11 protein-coding genes are annotated in these 13,290 nt (G+C 66.7%); 4 read left to right on the forward strand and 7 right to left on the reverse strand.

Annotated elements, in window-relative coordinates; all coding sequences use genetic code 11:
- Nucleotides 1-35: 35 nt before the first annotated feature.
- The gene (locus ACFYVR_RS26515) at nucleotides 36-2,597 is read left to right on the forward strand and encodes an acyltransferase domain-containing protein (protein WP_387479260.1); all 2,562 of its coding nucleotides are present in this window, start codon (nucleotides 36-38) and stop codon (nucleotides 2,595-2,597) included.
- Nucleotides 2,598-2,615: 18 nt separating this feature from the next.
- On the opposite strand, the gene ACFYVR_RS26520 is transcribed toward ACFYVR_RS26515, so the two are convergent.
- The 5 genes from ACFYVR_RS26520 to ACFYVR_RS26540 are packed head-to-tail and all read right to left on the reverse strand — an operon-like array spanning nucleotide 2,616 to nucleotide 7,154.
- A complete protein-coding gene (locus tag ACFYVR_RS26520; protein WP_387479226.1) occupies nucleotides 2,616-3,044 on the reverse strand; it encodes a lipocalin-like domain-containing protein in 429 nt (142 codons plus the stop codon).
- A 50-nt stretch (nucleotides 3,045-3,094) separates the two neighbouring features.
- Nucleotides 3,095-4,075, reverse strand: a complete 981-nt coding sequence (locus tag ACFYVR_RS26525) for an NAD(P)H-dependent flavin oxidoreductase (protein WP_387479229.1) — start codon at nucleotides 4,073-4,075, stop codon at nucleotides 3,095-3,097.
- 43 nt (nucleotides 4,076-4,118) lie between these two features.
- The gene (locus tag ACFYVR_RS26530; protein WP_387479232.1) at nucleotides 4,119-4,934 is read right to left on the reverse strand and encodes an SDR family NAD(P)-dependent oxidoreductase; all 816 of its coding nucleotides are present in this window, start codon (nucleotides 4,932-4,934) and stop codon (nucleotides 4,119-4,121) included.
- A gap of 38 nt (nucleotides 4,935-4,972) precedes the next feature.
- A complete protein-coding gene (locus tag ACFYVR_RS26535) occupies nucleotides 4,973-6,073 on the reverse strand; it encodes an acyl-CoA dehydrogenase family protein (protein ID WP_387479235.1) in 1,101 nt (366 codons plus the stop codon).
- Complete coding sequence (locus ACFYVR_RS26540; protein WP_387479238.1) at nucleotides 6,066-7,154, reverse strand: acyl-CoA dehydrogenase family protein; 1,089 nt, start codon at nucleotides 7,152-7,154, stop codon at nucleotides 6,066-6,068. Before ACFYVR_RS26540 ends, ACFYVR_RS26535 begins: the two co-directional genes overlap by 8 nt.
- Nucleotides 7,155-7,294: 140 nt before the next feature.
- On the opposite strand from ACFYVR_RS26540, the gene ACFYVR_RS26545 reads away from it, so the two are divergent.
- Nucleotides 7,295-8,119, forward strand: coding sequence for a FadR/GntR family transcriptional regulator (locus ACFYVR_RS26545; protein ID WP_387479241.1), 825 nt, complete (start codon nucleotides 7,295-7,297; stop codon nucleotides 8,117-8,119).
- Nucleotides 8,120-8,169: 50 nt separating this feature from the next.
- Here the strand turns inward: ACFYVR_RS26545 and ACFYVR_RS26550 are convergent, their stop codons facing one another.
- Entirely contained in the window at nucleotides 8,170-9,126 is a 957-nt protein-coding gene (locus tag ACFYVR_RS26550; RefSeq protein ID WP_387479248.1) for an acyl-CoA dehydrogenase family protein, read from the reverse strand.
- Entirely contained in the window at nucleotides 9,116-10,288 is a 1,173-nt protein-coding gene (locus ACFYVR_RS26555; RefSeq protein WP_387479251.1) for an acyl-CoA dehydrogenase family protein, read from the reverse strand. Before ACFYVR_RS26555 ends, ACFYVR_RS26550 begins: the two co-directional genes overlap by 11 nt.
- A 180-nt stretch (nucleotides 10,289-10,468) precedes the next feature.
- On the opposite strand from ACFYVR_RS26555, the gene ACFYVR_RS26560 reads away from it, so the two are divergent.
- Nucleotides 10,469-11,281 (forward strand): enoyl-CoA hydratase/isomerase family protein, encoded by an 813-nt coding sequence (locus tag ACFYVR_RS26560; protein ID WP_387479254.1) that lies wholly within the window; start codon nucleotides 10,469-10,471, stop codon nucleotides 11,279-11,281.
- Nucleotides 11,278-12,918 carry a class I adenylate-forming enzyme family protein gene (locus ACFYVR_RS26565; RefSeq protein WP_387479257.1) on the forward strand — a complete coding sequence of 547 codons (1,641 nt, stop codon included), beginning with the start codon at nucleotides 11,278-11,280 and terminating at the stop codon, nucleotides 12,916-12,918. Before ACFYVR_RS26560 ends, ACFYVR_RS26565 begins: the two co-directional genes overlap by 4 nt.
- Nucleotides 12,919-13,290 lie beyond the last annotated feature (372 nt).

The following is a 13,290-nucleotide window of genomic DNA, read 5'->3' on the forward strand; positions in this document are numbered from 1 at the left end:
TGTGGCCTGAGGTGGGTCGGGTTCGGCGGGCGGGTGTGTCGTCGTTCGGCGTGAGTGGGACGAATGCGCATGTGATTGTCGAGCAGGTTCCCGACTATGCGTCCGACCGGGGCGAACGCACACCCCTTCCCGCCACACCGTGGATACTGTCGGCCAATTCGCCGGCGGCGCTGCGTGATCAGGCGGCGCGGGTTCGTGAACGCGTCTGGGACTGCACGCTCGACGTCGGCCACTCCCTCGTCGAGGCGAGGGCCCGGCTCGCACACCGCGGCGTGGTGATCGTGGACCGCGGTGAACCGGTCGCCGATTCTCGCCTGATCGAGCAGCAGGCCACCTCCGGTGTCGGAGCATCGCCACTGGCCGTGCTGTTCACTGGTCAGGGGAGTCAACGGGTGGGGATGGGGCGTGAGCTCTACGAAACCTTTCCGGTGTTCGCGGCCGAGTTCGATCGTATCGACTCGCTACTCGACGTCGACTTGAAGGAGGTCGCGTTCGACGGGCCCACTGAGCACCTGGATCTGACCGGCAACGCGCAGGTCGGGATCTTCGCGGTCCAGGCGTCGATGCTGGCGCTGATCCGATCGTGGGGCATGGAGATAGCCTTCGTGGCGGGTCATTCGATCGGAGAGTTGACCGCCGCCTACGCCGCAGGCGTCTGGACGCTCGAGGATGCCTGCACCGTCGTCGCCGCCCGCGCCCGGCTAATGCAGTCGATCGAACGCACCGACGGGGCGATGGCGGCCGTCGGTGCCGACGAGTCGGAGGTCGTGGCACTGGCCGCGGGAATCGGCGGCGTGGAGGTCGCCGCGGTGAACGGGCCGGCAGCTGTCGTCGTCTCGGGCGACGAGGAGTCCGTGGCCGCGGTTGTGGAGCGGGCATTGCGGCGCGGCTTGAAGGCGAATCGGCTACGCGTCAGCCACGCCTTCCATTCGCGGCACATGGAACCCGTACTCGTCGAATTCGAACAGGTCTTGCGAACGGTCACGTTCCGTGCCCCGGTGATTCCCGGCGTCTCCAACCTGACCGGACGAATCGTCGACGCGACGGACTGGTGCTCTGCGAGGTACTGGGCGGACCACATCCGTGAGCCCGTCCGATTCGCCGACGGTGTGACGCAGCTCCGCGCCGCTGGAGCGAGGGCGTTCCTGGAGATCGGCCCCGACAGCGTGCTCACCGCCATGGCCTCGACCGTGCTCGCGAATCACGAGGTCGTCTGCGCCGGCACCCTGCGTAGGGGAAGGCCGGAGGTCCGGGCCTTGCTCGAAGCGGTCGGGCGACTGTTCGTCGAGGGCGTCGCAGTCAATTGGTCTGCACTATTCGATGGACGCGGCAGCCGACCGGTGGACCTTCCCACCTATGCCTTCCAGCGTGAACGCTACTGGCGTGAACCTAAACGGCCCTCGGTCCTCGCCGGCGGGACATCCGAGGTCGTCCAGGACCCTACCGCCGCGCTGCACGCCGACTCGCTCAGAGGCTCGGCGGAACCTACGTTGGCCGAGAGACTCGCGGGCGCGGACCAGGCCGAACGCCGACTGGAGATGATCAACCTCGTGCGACGCGAGACGGCGTCGGTGCTGGGCTACGGGCGTGAGCGCGACGTCGAGGTGGATCTCGCGGTGAAGGATCTCGGGTTCGACTCCCTGGCCGCCATCGAACTGCGCCGACGACTCACGGCCGCGACGGGCGTCCGGTTGCACGAGACGATCGTCCTCGATTTCGCGACACTCGAAGATCTGTCCGATCACCTCGCACACCACTTGGGAGTCGGTGAATCTCCCGCGGACGACCTGAGCTCGCTCAGCGACCTGTTCGCCCGACTCTGCGCGAACGGGCACGCCTCGGACGCGTTCTCCATGGTCCGACACGCGTCGCCCGCCTTGCCCACATTCGAGATGCCGGGGAGCGCGTTGCCCGCGATCACGCCGACACCACTGGCAACCGGTGGCGACGGCCCGAAGCTGATCTGCATACCGTCCGTGGTCGCCACCGGCGGACCGCTCGAATACGCCAAACTCGCAGAGTCGTTTGCCGAGAAGCGCGACGTCGTGGCGCTACGAACACCTGGCTTCGTCTCCGGGGAGCCAGTCGCGGCATCGCTCGATTCGCTGGTTCGTCTGTACGTCGATGCACTGATCGGCGCGGGCTGCGACGAGCCGTTCGTCGTCCTGGCTCGCTCGTCCGGTGGGCTGATTGCGCACGCGGTCGTCCGGGAGCTTGAGTCTCGCGCAATCTGGCCGGTGGGGCTGGTGTTGCTCGACACCCACCACGACGCCGACGAGAAGCCGTTGCTTTTGGATCGTGTTGCACAAGAGATCACGGCTGTCGGTACCGACGGTGCTCAGCTCGCTGCGATGGGCGCATATCTGCGAATCCTGGAAAGGGATTGGGCACCAGAGGCAATCAGCGCTCCGACACTTCTCGTGCGTGCCGCTGACCCGCCGTCGAGTGCATCCGCCAGCTGGCAACCCGTGTGGCCTCTCGCGCACGAAGTGGTCGACGTTCCCGGCGACCACTTCACCATGCTCGGAGACCGCACCGTCACCACCGCGGCGGCCGTCGAGAACTGGGTGGCCAAGGTTGCCGCGGCGACGGTGTGAGCGTCGCGTCCCGCGAGGCTATTCCATTCGTGTCCAATGAAGTTCGTTGACGAGTGGTTCCTGGCCCTCGGGTGTGGGCATTGCGAGCACCAGAGAATCCGAGTTTAACGAGAAGATACGTCGCAGTTCGGATCCGAGCCAGTTCGGATAGAGGCTGTTCGTCACCCTGTGTACCACGATGTCCCCTTCCACGTGGTACGTGCCGCAGTACGCGACGTACGAGGAATACGCGGCGGCACGCTCGGAGGTGGTTCCGGACGCACCCAGGAGGCTCGCAGGTTGCCGAGGACGGTCATCGGCAGCCAGGTGCAGGCTGACCCAGCCGCCGGCTGTGTAGACAAGGCTGCCTTCGGCATGCTCACCGAACGGATTGTCCAGGGCGCCGGATTCACTGCGGGTCACCCAGGACTGCAGGCTCCACCTTCCGACGATGCTCGCACCACTCATGGCAGATCCTTGTCTTGGTTGATTCGGGTAGGAAGTGCTGTGATTCATGGTCAGTTCTGTTTGAGAAGTAGCGTGTCCCAGGCGATGTTGTACTCGTCTTCGAGTCGCGCGATGAGGTCCACGGTGGGCACGACCGCGTCGATCGCGCCGATGCCGTGGCCGGCGCCCCAGACATCGCGCCACGCCCGAATCGAACCTGAGCCTCCGCTGGCACCACTGGCGATGTTCATCGTCGACGGGTCCGACACCGCGAGGTTCTCAGGATCGAGTCCTGCCGCGGAAATACTGCCGCGCAGGTAGTTTCCGTGCATGCCGGTGAAGAGGTTGGAGTACACGATGTCGTCGGCCTTCGAGTCGACGACCATCTGCTTGTACCCGTCGACGGCGCCCGCCTCCTCGGTGGCGATGAACGCCGAACCGATGTAGGCGAGGTCGGCGCCCGCGGCCTGTGCGGCGAGAATCGACCGGCCGTGCGCGATGGACCCGGACAGCAGCACCGGGCCGTCGAACCACTGCCGGATCTCCTGCAGCAGCGCGAAGGGCGACTGGGTGCCCGCATGCCCGCCCGCGCCGGCGGAGACGGCGATCAGACCGTCGGCGCCCTTCTCGATCGCCTTGTGGGCGTACAGGTCGTTGATGATGTCGTGGAGCACGATGCCGCCGTAGGAGTGGATCGCGTCGTTGACGTCGGTGCGCGCACCGAGCGAGGTGATCACGATCGGCACCTCGAACTCGACGATCGTCGCGAGGTCCTCCTCGAGGCGGTCGTTGGACTTGTGCACGATCAGGTTCACCGCGAACGGCGCCGACGGCGCGTCGGGGTTGTTGGCGTCGTGCTTGGCGAGTTCCTCGGTGATCCGGGTCAGCCACTCCCGCAGCTGCGGCTGCGGCCGCGCGTTGAGCGACGGGAAGGAACCGACGATGCCGGAGGTGCACTGGGCGATGACCAGGTCCGGGTTCGACAGGATGAACATCGGCGAAGCCACGACGGGCAGGCGAAGCCGGTCCTTCAGGATCGGGGGAAGTGCCATGGTTCTCCTGAGAGGGGCGAGGACGAAGCGACGATCCGGCGAGTTACAGCGTTTCCCCGCCGTCGACGTAGATCGTCTGTCCGGTGATGAATGAGGCGAGGTCGCCTGCGAGGTGGACTGTGAGTGCACCGAGCTCGGCGGGATTGCCGGTGCGGCGCATCGGGATGCGTTGGCGCAGCCAGGTCTGGCCGTCTTCGCTGTCGTGCAGTGCCTTGGTCATGCTGGTTCGGAAGTGTCCCGGTGCAATCGAATTGACGGTTACCCCGTATGGTGCCCACTCCCTGGCCAGTCCGCGTGTGAGATGGTCGAGGGATCCCTTTGCCATCTGGTAGGGGACGCAGTAGTCAGGTGACCTGAGTGTGCTGCTCGATCCGATGTTGACGATGCGGCCGTGGCGCTGTGCGAGCATCGCGGGTACGAAGGCGCGGATGAGGTGCAGTGATCCGCGTACGTGCGTGTCGAGGATCGAGTTCCAGTCGTCGTCGGTCATCGCCAGGTCGACTGGGCCTGCGCCGGGCTGTGCGCCTGCGGTTTCGTCCGGGACCGGGACGACGGGCTTCTTGCGGTTGATGCCCGCATTGTTGACAACGATGTCCACCACCGGGTTTCGTTCGCAGACGTGGTCCCGGAGCGCGTCCAGTGCGGCGCCGTCCTGCAGGTCGACCGCGGCCGCGTCGGTGCTTCCTCCAGCTGCACGAATACCGGTGACCACCTCGTCGAGTTCCGTCTGGTTGCGCGAGACCACCCAGACGTGTGCCCCGGCACCGGCGAGGGATTCGGCGATGACGCGGCCGAGGCCCCGGCCGGCGCCCGTGACCAGGGCTACTCGACCGTCGAGGGATTTGTTGTCGGCGGGCATACAGTTGCGACCTTTCGTCGGCGAGGATGATGTGGGTGTCAGGACTTGGGAAGGCCGAGGACTCGTTCAGCGATGATGTTCCGCTGGATCTCGGAGGTCCCGCCGTAGATGGTTGCTGCGAGGGACTCCATCCGTTCGTCGAAAGTGACCTGGTCGTCCAGAGCCGCCAGGCCGGCGGTCTCGAGAGACAGGCGGGCGGAGCCCTGTACGGTTTCGGAGCCGACCAGCTTCAGGATGTCGGCGAAGGGGGCGGGCTGGTCCTGGAGCCGCGCGGCAGCCGCGCGCAGGCCGGTGATCCGGATGGCTTCGGTGTCGGCCAGCGCTCGACCGAGTGTGTCGAGCCGCTCGCCGGGAAAGTCGTTCTGGTGTACGGCGGGTTCGAGTGCTCGGGTGGACTCGAGCCAGGTGTTGATCCAGATCATGTCGCGTTCGTGGGTCAGGCTCGACATCGCTACGCGCCATCCCTCGTTGAGGGGGCCGAGGAGCGCCGACGCCGGTATCTCGACCTCGTTGAGGAAGACTTCGCAGAAGTTTTCGATCGACGGCGCAGCGGTCGGGATTGGCCTGACCTCGACGCCCGGCGATGCCATGTCCAGTAGGAGACACGAGATTCCGCGGTGTGACGGCGCCGCGCGATCGGTTCGCACATACAGTGTGCACCACTGGGACTCGTCCGCCTGGGTGGTCCAGATCTTCTGGCCCGACACGATGAACGTGTCGCCCCGGAGTACCGCCGTGGTGCGCAGCGAGGCCAGATCGGAACCGGCATCGGGCTCGGACATCCCCAGGGCCCACCAGTGATCGCCGCGCAGCGCCGGGCGAAGCAGGCGGTCCTGCTGGTCCTGTGTCCCGAAGCCCTTGAGTGCGGGGGCGGCGACGCCGACGCCCTGGATGTTCAGGTAGCGAGGGACTTTCCGGGCCGCGCCCGCGAGACGGACACCGAGCGCGTCGGTGGCGGCGAGCCCGCGCCCACCGAGCCCGTGCTCCCAGTCCGGGATCAGCCACCCCTCGTCGAACGCCGCGACCTGGAAGTCGCGTCGAAGCGAGGTGTCGTGGCGGTACTGCGGATACCGCTCGTCGTAGTCGGAGGGCAGAACCTCATCGAGGAACTGGAGGTATTCCGCGACCGGCTCAGACATGTGATTCCCTCTCGATCTCCGCGGCGGCGCGGAATGCGGCGGACGCCGACTCCAGTGCCAATGCTGTTTGGTGCGAACGGCGGAGGTACAGGTGTGCGTCGGCTTCGAAGGTCACGCCCATGGCGCCGAGCAGTTGGACACAGCGGGACGCGACGTCGACCGCCGCGTCGATGGAGCTGCCGAGCGCGAACAGCGACAACTGTCCCGTGCGTGGTCGCATGGGCTCGTCGCGCACCGCGAGCGCGGTGCCGAGAACGAGGCTGCGTGCCTTCTCCACGCGGACGTAGGCGTCCGTCATCTGATGCTTGACGGCCTGGAAGGCGGCGAGCTGCCTGCCGAACTGGCGGCGGTCCAGGACGTGCTGCAACGTCCGTTCCAACGCGCCGGCGGCGACCCCGACGAGGTCGGCGGCGATGCACATGCGAACGGGGCCGAGTAGCTGGTGGTAGTCGGTCGTGGGAAACCCCTCGTGCCGGCGAACCTCGACATCGGTGAGGGTGAGCTCGGCGATCGGTCGGGACGGATCCAGGTCGTTCACCGAGCCCGAGATGACGGCGCCGGGGGAGGGGAGGTCGACCTCCACGACGTGCACGCTCGTGTCCCCGGTGACGACCAGTACGACGGAGTCGGCGTCGGCGCCGTGGAGGACGCGAACCGGTCCACAGGTGACGCGCGCGTCCCGCACGCGTCCTTCGGCCACGCCGACGGTGCTGCGTCGCTGACCCAGCCGGTCGTCGCCGAGTCCGGCCTCGAGGAGAAGTTGGCACGCGGCCACTGTCGTGAGCAGTGGGACTGCGAGGAGGGCGCGCCCGGCTTCCTCGAGGAGAACGGTCAGGTCGATGGCGTCACCGACCCCGCCGAACTGCTCGGGAACCCCGATCTGCGGATAGCCGGCCTCGAGCAGGGCAGACCACAGCTCGTCGACGTCACGGTCGCCGACCACGGCGCGACGGGTGAGCCCGAGTGATCCGAGTGACGTGAAATGGTCACGCGCGGTGCGGGCGAGATCGCGAGCCTCCTCGGACGGGGCGAGCGACTCCCAGCGCTGCTCTCGCAGCGAAGTGTTGGATGATGACAGCACCCTGGTTACCTTACTATCTTTGATAGGATTGACAAGACTGTTGATTCCGATGTGGGCGGTCCGGTCTTTCTGCACTAAGATTGACGGGATTGAGAACTGGAGGTACGGCGAATATGGGTGCGGGTGTAGAAGGCACGCGTGTGGCAGGGCGGCCCAGGTTCTCTCAGCCGTCGATCGCCGAGATGGTGGCGGAGGAGCTGCGCGAGCGCATCATCACCGGAGTGTTGAGGGAAGGTGATCTGCTCCCGCCGCAGGAGGAGCTCGTCCGCGAGTTCCAGGTGAGCCGTCCGCCTCTTCGGGAGGCGCTGCGGATTCTCGAAGCGGAAGGCCTGATCGAAGTCCGTCGCGGCAACGTCGGTGGCTCGGTGGTCCGTGCTCCGAGCATGTCGGGAACCGCGTACAGCCTCGGATTGCTGCTTCAGTACGAACGAGTCTCGCTCGCCGATCTCGCCGGCGCGATCGCCGAGGTGGAGCCGGTGTGCGCCCGCTATGCGGCGCAGCGTGCCGACCGGGCCGACGACCTGGTTCCGCAGCTGAGGAGCCTCGTCGACCGACAGTCGGAGTTGGTCGAGCACGAAACCGACTTCACCCGAGCGGGTCGCGACTTCCACGATGCCGTCATCGACGGTTGCGGAAACGACACCCTTCGACTGGTGGCTGGCGCGCTGGCGGCGCTGTGGTCCAGCCAGGAGGAGGACTGGGCCGACCAGGTCGCCGCTTCCGACAAGTACCCGGTGCCGAAGCTGCGTTCCGAGGTGGTCAAGGCGCACCGTCGGCTCGTGGACGCTATCGAGGCAGGCGACGCCGAACTCGCCGCGGATCTTTCCCGTTCGCACGCCCGCGCGTCCCAGGGACACATCCTCGGAGGTTCGGAGGGGGCGTCCCTTCCGGTCAGCCTCAGTAAGGAGGTCTCGTTGACGCGTGGCCGCATCTTCAACGACCGACGTACGTCGGTGAAGAGCTAGGGTAGCCACCCAGTCGGACGCCCGGGCCGCGCGGCCCGGGCGTCCGACTGTCACGCACTCCAGGGTTCGACGGCGAACGTACCTGCGAATCCATCCGTCGCAATGGATTCGGCCAGTTGGCGCGTGGTCTTCAACGCACCGCCGGGTCGGCGTAGTGCGGACTGCACGTGACGATCGATCATGGTCAAGTCGTGCTCCTCACAGAGGCCCATCGCCGCGAGGACCTGATGCCCGTGGGACAGTACGGTTGTCGCGGCCTCGATCATGTTCAGCCTCAGTGCGAGCAGGTCGACCAGTCCGGCGCGCCCTCGGCGAGCCTCCCACCAGGTGTGCAAGGCCAACTCGTCGAGCCCGTCGCGGGCCAGCACCATGTCGGCGAGATGCCAGCGAATCTCGCCGAAATTGCCGATGGGTACCCCGAACTGGTTCCGGTCGCGTGCGTGTCGGGCCGCAAGCTCGACCGTCGTGCGGCACGCGCCGGCGACCCAGAACGCGTCGAGTAGGTAGTGCGCGGTCACCGCGTGATCGCTGTCGTCCAGTGTCACCTGCTCGTTCATGTCGACGGCAACCGCGAAGGGATCGAGTGGAGCGGTCGAGAGTTCGTGCGAGAGCAGGACATGTGCGGTGGACGCGTCGGTGTCGAATGCGATCGCGCGGTCGAAGAGGTCGGCGTGGTCGAGTCGCCGTACGGGTCCGTTCGTGAGATAGAAGCCGTCCACGGTGTCGCGAACACCGGCAGGCACAGCCAATCCGTGGGTCAGGGGCCAGGGTAGTACGACGGCCCCGGCTTCCTTGACGGCCAGGACAGCGGCCGCGGATTCGGCTTCGTCGCCCCAGATGTCCAGGGTCAGGAGGTCCAGCTGTTCGAGCACGGGTCGGACGGTGCTCGCTCGGAATTCCCGATTCAGCTCCGCCTTGCGGGCGAGTTCGACTCCGCCGAGTGCGTGGAAGGCCCGCGCCACCGTCTCCTGATAGCTGAGCGCCTCTGCAGGCCAGTTACGATTCATCCTTGACCTCCGCGATCACGTTGCGTGCAACCAACATTCGTTGTACCTCGATCGTCCCGGACGCGATCGTCGCCGAGCGCGCATACCGGAACACGTCTTCGAGCCGGCCCACGAGACCTGCGTCGCGGTCGGGAACGAGTCCGTCCGACCCGACCATTTCGAGGGCGAGGTGTGCGACCTCCTGGTCGAGTTGTACCGACGCCATGCGTGCTACCGAGGCTTCCCTGTCGGTCAGCATCCCGCCCTCGCTCAGCGCGATGGCACGGTAGTTGAGGAGCCGGGCCACTCTGGTGTGGACGAGCGTCTGCGCGTATGCCTGCGCGGTCAGCGTGTCCTGCAACGACGCATGGCCAGCCAACTCGGCCAGTACCCTCTCGTCCCGCGCGTACCGTGGGATGCCCACGCGTTCATGGGTCAGGACCAGCTTGATGACGTCCCAGCCGCCGCCGATCTCGCCGAGGACCGCGTCCTCACCGACCTGGACGTCCTCGAAGAAGACCTCGTTGAGGTGCTGGTCGCCCATCATCGACGGGATCGGCCGCACGGTGATGCCGTCACTGTTCATCGGGACCAGGAAGATGGTGATCCCGTCTTGCTTTCGCGCCCCCTTCGACGTGCGGGCTGCCAGGAAACACCAATCGGCGAGGCCGGCGTACGACGTCCAGATCTTCTGTCCGTTGAGGAGCCAACGTTCGCCGTCACGTCGTGCGTTCAGCTTCAACGACCCCAGGTCGGTTCCGGAGTCCGGCTCGCTGAACCCTTGGCACCACACCGCCCTGCCTTCTGCAATGGCGGGCAGGTGGCGCCGAAGCTGTTCGGGCGTACCGACTTTCATGAGAGTCGGACCGACCCAGCTCAGGCCCATGTACTGCGGGCCGCGTGGTTCGAAGTGCGCCCACATCTCCTCACGCAGCACCGTCTGCTGCCAGACGTCGGCATCGGCCCCGCCGTACTCGTGTGGCCAGCTCAGCGTGAGGAGTCGTTCCTCGCCGAGCCGGTGGCAGACACGTTCGACTACTGCTTGAACGTCGGGGTCGTTCGAAAACGATGTGGACCATGTCGGGGGCAGCATCTCGGCGAGCATCTCGCGCAGACGCACCCGCAATTCCTGGGCCTCGACGCCAAGGCTCAGGTCGATTGCGTCGGGGTCTGTGGTGGTCATCGTGTCGTCGACCGGAATCGGGGCGCAGACGCCGACCGGTGGCGGGCGCCGCGGCGGGGCGCCGGGCGGGGAAGTGTCCGAATTGACGTGCGCATACGTGTGACTCCTCGAGCTGGCCGGTATTGTGTGTTAAAACTTATATATGATTGAAAAGACTTCTTGTCAACCAGAGGGGGAGGCGTGAGTACCGACGGATGGGCGGCGTCACTTCGTCGTCTCGAGGGGCCGCTTCTCGCGGAGGTGGTCGGACACACACTGGTGGTGACCCTGAACCGGCCGGATGTTGCCAACGCGCTGGACGGCGAACTGATGCATACGCTTTCGTCGTTGTGGGCTGCGGCATCCGCGACGCCGCAGCTGCGGTGTGTCGTCCTCACCGGCGCTGGTCGGGCGTTCTGTTCCGGGGCCGACGTGTCGATGCTCGCGGCCGATCGGCCGGCGCTCGGCGACACCGCCTCCGAGGAATTGGCGTTCGTGCCGGGGCCGCGAGTGCCGGTGCCGGTGATCGCGCTGGTGAACGGTGTCTGCGCGGGAGGTGGACTGCACTTCGTTGCCGACGCGGACATCTCCATCGCCGGTGAGAGCGCGCGTTTCCTCGACCCGCACGTGAGTGTGGGACAGGTCTCGGCCCTCGAGCCGTTGCTGATGCGCGGGCGGGTGCGTCGTGACGTGATCGCCCGAATGGTTCTGCTCGGTCGCCACGAGCAGGTCTCGGCGCGGGATGCTCTCGTCGCCGGCCTCGTCTCCGAAGTGGTGGGGGACGATGAATTGATGCAGCGTGGAATGGATCTTGCCGAACGGATTGCACTCAACTCGCCCGAGGCGGTCCGGCTGAGTCGTCGAGTGATGCGCCTCGCCGAGGAGCGCAGTCTCGCAACAGAACTCGACCTCGGATGGGAGCTGGTGCGACGACACCATCGCCATCCGGACTCGAAAGAAGGGCCCCGCGCCTTCCTGGAGAAGCGCCCTGCCGAATGGGTGGTCGAGCCGTGAACTCAATCGGGTCGTGGAATCCACGCGTCGGTGAGGAGCGCGTCGCGGCGTGGCGGCGGGCCGGGTTCCGGACCGAACAGACGATCGGCTCTCTGCTGGAGGACAGCGCCACGAGATGGCCGACGAGGATTGCTGCCGTCACCGAGCGCGAGCAGGTGACCTTCGGCGAGCTCGCGGCACGCTCCCGCCAGGTAGCCGCCGCACTCGTCGCCGGTGGAGTGCGCAGTGGCGACCTGGTGTGCTGGATGTTGCCGACCGGCCCCGACGCCATCGCCGTCGCTGCCGCAATCTGGCGGATCGGTGCGGTGAGCAGCCCGCTGGTGCCGATCTACGGCCTGCGTGAAATCAAGGCCGCGCTCGAGCAGGTCCGCCCGGCGGCCATTGTCACCACCGGCAACTCGTCTCGCCGGAGCCACCCAGACGAGTTCCTCGAGGCTTGCCGGGAGGTCGGCGTACGTCCGCCTGTCCTGCTTCTCACCGACGGGCGGCACCCCGGCTGGCGAGCGATCTCCGATGAGCGAGGCGGAGGCATACCGTCCGGGGCCATTCCCTCCGCAGCGAACGACCCGGCACTCGTTCTGTTCACCTCCGGAACCGAATCGGAGCCCAAGGGCGTGGTGCACTCGGTCGCCGGCCTGGCACACGAGTTGCGGACGACCGTGACGGGGTGGGGGCTGAGCTTCCGGGACCGGATGGTCATGGCGTCGCCGATGACCCACATCACCGGTCTCCTTCAGGGCTTCATGATTCCGGCACAGGTCGGGGCGGCCGCGATCCTGATGGAGCGATGGGACGCAGACCGGTGCGTCGAGCTGATCGAGGAACACGGCGCGACCTACATGGCGGGCGCCACCCCGTTCCTGCGTGAACTCGCGCAGGCGTATGCGAGCACGGGAAGAGATCGGTCGAGGCTCGTTCAGTACTGCTGCGGCGGCGCGTCGGTGCCGCCCGCCCTCATCAGGTCGGTCGAAGATCTCGGGATCAAGGCGTACCGCGCGTGGGGCATGACCGAACTGCCCACTGCCACACTTCCGAACGAGCTCGATTCCGTGGAGGACCGCTCCGAGACGGACGGTCGCCTCGCACCAGGCGTCGAACTGAAGGTGGTCGACGAGGCCGGAGAACCCGTTCCCGCGGGTGAAGTCGGTGAACTGTTCCTTCGTGGCCCCGAGATGATGCTCGGGTACGTGCGCCGGAACCTCGACGGCACCGCGTTCACCGCCGACGGATGGATGCGGACCGGGGACCGGGGCTGGGTGGACGACCGCGGACAGGTCACCGTCACCGGACGCTCGAAGGACATCATCAACCGCGGTGGCGAGAAGTTCAGCGTTCGGGAGATCGAAGACGCGGTCGCTCGGCACCCCGACGTGTCGCAGGTGGCGGTAGTCGCAGTGCCGGGCGGACGCCTCGGTGAAAGAGTAGGTGCCGCAGTTGTATCGGGTCGCACGGACCTGTCGATCGACGAGATCGGCACCGCCGTCGCGGAGGCCGGGCTCGCATGGCAGAAACGACCCGAGATCGTAGCCGTATTCGAGTCACTCCCGACCAACGCGACCGGAAAGATCGACAGGAAGGCACTCGCAGAGTTGCTCGCTGGGAAGACCTCGGACGGCAGGAAGGGGGCCGCCGGGTGACGAGGCTTTCCCATCGCGTTTCACACCGATCGAGGAGTGTGATGTGGCTTCCGCTGAGACCAGGGACTGGGCGCCCCGGCATCGTCGGCAGGGCTCCCGCGTCGACGGCACCCCGACCACCGTCGAGGTCTCGAGCCCGCCAATGAGCGCCTCCCTGGACTGAGACCTGTCGGCACCGTTGCACGCGCGCATGAGGAGGCGGCGATCGCCATGGCCCGGCTTGAAGCGGGCTTCGGTGCGCATTTGGGCGCCGTCGGTGGGGCGCGAGTCGGACCACGACTAGTAGGACTTTGTTAGGTTTGTCACGTTCGCATGTGGGGACTCGAGATTCGGCGTGATTCTCGAGACGATCATCGGGTGGATGCTGCAGCC

This window comes from Rhodococcus sp. NPDC003318, from assembly GCF_042879035.1.
Lineage (GTDB): Bacteria > Actinomycetota > Actinomycetes > Mycobacteriales > Mycobacteriaceae > Rhodococcus_G.

What these genes read in the sequence shown, in the direction of transcription:
- ACFYVR_RS26550 (WP_387479248.1), bottom strand. Translation starts at nt 9,126, where the DNA reads ATGAATCGTAACTGGCCTGCAGAGGCGCTCAGCTATCAGGAGACGGTG.
- ACFYVR_RS26535 (WP_387479235.1), bottom strand. Translation starts at nt 6,073, where the DNA reads ATGTCTGAGCCGGTCGCGGAATACCTCCAGTTCCTCGATGAGGTTCTG.
- ACFYVR_RS26555 (WP_387479251.1), bottom strand. Translation starts at nt 10,288, where the DNA reads ATGACCACCACAGACCCCGACGCAATCGACCTGAGCCTTGGCGTCGAG.
- ACFYVR_RS26525 (WP_387479229.1), bottom strand. Translation starts at nt 4,075, where the DNA reads ATGGCACTTCCCCCGATCCTGAAGGACCGGCTTCGCCTGCCCGTCGTG.
- ACFYVR_RS26530 (WP_387479232.1), bottom strand. Translation starts at nt 4,934, where the DNA reads ATGCCCGCCGACAACAAATCCCTCGACGGTCGAGTAGCCCTGGTCACG.
- ACFYVR_RS26520 (WP_387479226.1), bottom strand. Translation starts at nt 3,044, where the DNA reads ATGAGTGGTGCGAGCATCGTCGGAAGGTGGAGCCTGCAGTCCTGGGTG.